Source organism: Methylophilus sp. (assembly GCF_035460085.1).
GTDB lineage: Bacteria > Pseudomonadota > Gammaproteobacteria > Burkholderiales > Methylophilaceae > Methylophilus.
In genome coordinates this window covers 1-3,930 of record NZ_DATHWZ010000042.1, presented here as the reverse complement: position 1 = coordinate 3,930, position 3,930 = coordinate 1, and the positions used below count along the sequence as shown (strand labels likewise).

Here is a 3,930-nt window from a genome sequence, read left to right as displayed (position 1 = left end):
ATGGCAAACCCCTCACCGCAACAAATCCTCCACGACGTTTTCGGTTACACCCAGTTTCGCCACCAGCAACAAGCCATCGTAGACCATGTGATCAGCGGGCAGGATGCGCTGGTGCTGATGCCTACCGGCGGTGGTAAATCCCTTTGTTACCAGATTCCTGCTTTGGCACGTGACGGCCTGGCAATTGTTGTCTCGCCGCTCATTGCGTTGATGCAAGACCAGGTGGAAGCCTTGCAGCAATTGGGTGTCAATGCCGCCTTTTTGAATTCCAGCCTCAGCGCTGAAGACAATGCCCGCATCACCCGCGAAGTCATTAGTGGAGAAATCAAGTTACTCTATGTCGCTCCCGAGCGCCTGATGGTCGGTAGCTTTTTAAGCCTGCTTGATGAAGTACAGCAGCATACAGGCCTCGCCCTGTTTGCGATTGACGAAGCACATTGCGTCTCGCAATGGGGCCATGATTTCCGGCCAGAATACCGGCAGCTCACTGTATTGCACAACCGCTTCCCCGATGTGCCGCGTATCGCGCTCACCGCCACCGCAGATGCCCCGACCCGTGCCGAAATCATCAGCCAGCTCAACCTCGAAAACGCTCGCCAGTTTGTTTCCAGTTTTGACCGCCCGAATATCCGCTATCACGTCGGCATCAAAAATAATGCCCGCCAGCAATTGCAGGCATTTTTGGAGCGTGAACACGCCAACGATGCTGGCATTATCTATTGTTTATCGCGCAAAAAAGTCGAAGAAACCGCCGCCTGGCTGGTCGAAAAAGGCTGGTCTGCGTTGCCCTATCACGCCGGTTTACCCGCCCAATTACGTGAAGTGCACCAGCGCCGTTTCCTGCGTGAAGAAGGCATCATCATGGTAGCAACCATTGCGTTTGGCATGGGCATCGATAAACCCAACGTCCGCTTTGTCGCGCATTTAGATTTACCCAAAAGCATGGAAGGCTACTACCAGGAAACCGGTCGCGCCGGGCGCGATGGCCTGCAAGCAAATGCCTGGATGGTCTACGGCATGGGCGATGTCGTCTCCATGCGGCAAATGCTCGATAGCGGCGAAGCCTCTGAAGAACGCAAACGACTGGAACGCTTAAAGCTGGACGCCTTGCTCGGCTACTGCGAATCCACTGCCTGCCGCCACCAGAGCATTCTGCGCTACTTCGGTGAAAGCCATCCCGGCGCTTGCGAACAATGCGATAACTGCCTGCACCCGGTCGAGACCTGGCAAGCCACCCAGGTCGCGCAAATGGCACTTTCCTGTGTTTACCGCACCGGCCAGCGTTTTGGGGTAGGCCATTTAATCGATGTACTCACAGGTAAAGTCACCCCGCAAATCGAGCGTTTTAATCACGATAAAGTCAGCACCTTTGGCATAGGTAAAACCCTCAATCAAAACCAGTGGAGCGGCGTCTATCGTCAACTGATCGCTGCGGGGTTACTGGAAGCAGATATGGCTGCCTACGGCGGCTTGAAACTCACTGAAGCCGCCAGACCAGTATTAAAAGGCGAGCAAGAAGTATGGCTACGTCGCGACCCCGAACCCGAAAAACGCATAAGCAAAGCTGAACGCAGCGCCCGCGCCAAAGAAGCATTTGAAGGTGCGAACGATGACCCGCTCTGGCAAGCACTCAAAGCCAAGCGGCTGGAACTGGCAAGGGAGCAGGGCGTACCACCGTATGTGATTTTTCATGATAGTACCTTGCTAGAAATTTACAACCGTAAGCCGCAGACCCTGGATGAAATGGGGCAGATCAGTGGCATAGGGCAGGCAAAATTGCAAAAGTATGGAGATGAGTTTTTGCAGGTGTTGGAAGAAATGACCTAAACACTGTTCTCTAAGTTTTACGTAAAGCTTGACACCTTTAAATGATCGTTTTAATGTATATACATGGATAAACATTGTTTGGGGTGAATCATGGAATTACAAATTGCAAAATGGGGAAACAGTCTCGCAGTTCGCTTACCTTCTAGTATCGCCAAACAAATGCAAATTCAAGATGGTGATAGTGTAGAAGTCAGCTTAAATCCTCAAGGGGAGTTAGTGTTGGCTCCCAAAAAACCTTTTGATAAAACTGAGTTCATTCAAGATTTACTGGCGCTACAGGAAACGCTACCAAAAACAACTTCAGTCATAGAAATCATGCGTAATCAAGAGCGTTATTAGCCATGTGCTATGTCGATACCAGTGTCATCGTTGCCATGCTCACACATGAGCCAAAATCTGCAGTTTGCATTGACTGGCTTAAAAATCAGAAACAGCCACCACAAAGCAGTGATTGGTTAATTACCGAGTTTAATAGCGCCATTTCCCTCAAGCTGCGCACCGGGCAGTTACAGGCAGAACAGGTTTCAGCCATATTGCAAACATTTGAAACCCTCATTAACGGTGGTATTAAACTTTTATCCCTCAACCGTGAAGTTTACAGTCAGGCTGGTGCATTGGTTCATACCAATTCCAACTTGCGTGCGGGTGATGCGCTGCATCTAAGTGTGGCACTAGGTGCCGGAATAAATGCATTTGTTACGCTGGATAATCATCAGGCTAAAGCGGCGCAAGCACTGGGTTTTGTTTGCGAAGTAATGTGATTTTGCAAGACCTTGTGGCAAAGACTTGCTAAATAACTAGACCTGACCCCTACTGGAGTCTAAAAGGGTATAAAACCATAGAGTTAGCAAACTCTTTATCGCTATGCAACTTGCCCTTGTAAATAACCAAAAAGTGGAGGCATTTCCTGGTGGACGCGGGACTTGTCCTTTATGTGGTGCTGTATCAATTGCAAAGTGTGGGCCGCGCATTATGCATCACTGGGCACATTATCGCATTAGGGATTGTGATCCATGGTGGGAAAATGAAACTCCTTGGCATCGAGAATGGAAGAGCAAATTTCCAATTGATTGCAGGGAAGTTTGCCATACTGCAGAAAATGGTGAGATTCATAGAGCAGATATTAAAACACCAACAGGAATTGTCATTGAAGTTCAGCACTCTGCGATATCTGATTGCGAAAGAGTGGCTCGCGAAGAGTTTTATCAAAACTTGGTGTGGGTCGTTGATGGAAGAGTTTTCGGCGGGAACTTTGATATTTATCACATGCTACCTGACCCTAAATCTGAACTAGCAAAAGACTTAGTTTGGAGTAAAGCTAAGCGACATATGCATGGGGCAAATAGAGGGTTATTTTTCCGACTCTCTGAAGCTCTTGAAGAAAACCCTTTAGTGACCAAAGCGACTTTAAATTGTGGTTGGATTCACGGTATTAATGAAATTGAAGATGAGGTTAATGAGTTGTATAACGGATATCATCAGTTTGATTGGGTAAAACCTAGAGTTACTTGGTTAGAGGCAAAATGCCCTGTTTACATTGACTTTAGTAATGAGTATCTGGTGAAGCTTGAGCAATATGATGAGTCAGGTCTTAAATGTGTCCGATTAATTTCAAAGAAAAAATTTGTTCATGATGTTATGGTTGAGGATCATGCACTGAAGATTGCTACGAATTTTTACCCCTTTACCTGAGAGGTTATTGTTCACTGTCGAGTTGAATTACTATTAATTAGTAACGGCTTCAAAGTCGGCCAAACATTCTCCAATATCTTGCGCTGAGCATTCACATTCGGGTGCAGCCCATCTTCCAGCACCAGATCACTATGCCCACTAATCCCATCGAGGAAAAATGGCACAAATGGTGTTTTGTATTTCTCCGACAAATCCAGGTAAACCGCCTTAAAGCCATTGGTGTATTTCGGGCCATAATTCGGCGGAATAAACATGCCCAATAAAACCACTTGCGCATTGGCTTGCTGGCTGGCTTGAATCATTTTTTCCAAATTGGTTTTCATTGCATCCAGCGGCAAAGCGCGCAGGCCGTCGTTGGCGCCTAGTTCTATCACGACGATACTGGGTTTAAACTGCTTGAGTGCCGCAGGT

General features: G+C 47.7%; 5 protein-coding genes. 4 read left to right on the top strand and 1 reads right to left on the bottom strand.

Annotated elements, in window-relative coordinates:
* The 4 genes from recQ to VK958_RS06625 all read left to right on the top strand — a co-directional run.
* On the top strand, positions 1-1,827 hold a 1,827-nt coding region (recQ, locus tag VK958_RS06640), incomplete at its 5' end, for a DNA helicase RecQ (RefSeq protein WP_325240023.1).
* 90 nt (positions 1,828-1,917) lie between these two features.
* Positions 1,918-2,166: an AbrB/MazE/SpoVT family DNA-binding domain-containing protein gene (locus VK958_RS06635; RefSeq protein ID WP_325240022.1), complete on the top strand. Its 249-nt coding sequence runs from the start codon at positions 1,918-1,920 to the stop codon at positions 2,164-2,166.
* A gap of 2 nt (positions 2,167-2,168) precedes the next feature.
* Positions 2,169-2,588, top strand: a complete 420-nt coding sequence (locus tag VK958_RS06630) for a type II toxin-antitoxin system VapC family toxin (RefSeq protein ID WP_325240021.1) — start codon at positions 2,169-2,171, stop codon at positions 2,586-2,588.
* Positions 2,589-2,691: 103 nt separating this feature from the next.
* On the top strand, positions 2,692-3,519 hold the full coding sequence (locus VK958_RS06625; RefSeq protein ID WP_325240020.1) for a competence protein CoiA: 828 nt from the start codon (positions 2,692-2,694) through the stop codon (positions 3,517-3,519).
* A gap of 11 nt (positions 3,520-3,530) precedes the next feature.
* On the opposite strand, the gene VK958_RS06620 is transcribed toward VK958_RS06625, so the two are convergent.
* Positions 3,531-3,930, bottom strand: a 400-nt coding sequence (locus VK958_RS06620) for an arylesterase (protein ID WP_325240018.1), incomplete at its 5' end; no start/stop codon positions are given.